We start from the raw sequence: 245 nt of genomic DNA, 5'->3' as shown, positions 1-245 counted from the left end.
CCGGTCTTCCCCTATGTCACCCAGCAAGGTGACAACGCTGACGTCAATGCCAAGGACTACGCGGGCTCGGTGCGCTGGAGCATCGACTTCAACCCTGAGCACAGCCTGTATGTTCAGGGCTCGGCGCAGCACTTCGACCGTCAGCAGGTCTGGCGTGCCTGCGATGCGGCGCTGTCATTCAGCCCCGAACTGACCCAGCTTTGGCAGATGAACCCCAATTTCGCCGAGCTGGTAGCGCGCGGCGC

At 62.9% G+C, this 245-nt stretch carries 1 pseudogene; it reads left to right on the top strand.

From position 1 onward, the window contains the following. Positions 1-245: pseudogene (locus tag SB756_RS33915) on the top strand (TonB-dependent receptor); the annotation flags it as partial.

The organism is Pseudomonas sp. SIMBA_068, assembly GCF_046534705.1.
Classification (GTDB): Bacteria; Pseudomonadota; Gammaproteobacteria; order Pseudomonadales; family Pseudomonadaceae; genus Aquipseudomonas; species Aquipseudomonas putida.
Note: the sequence above shows the minus strand (reverse complement) of the source record. Positions and strands in the feature narration are given on the sequence as shown.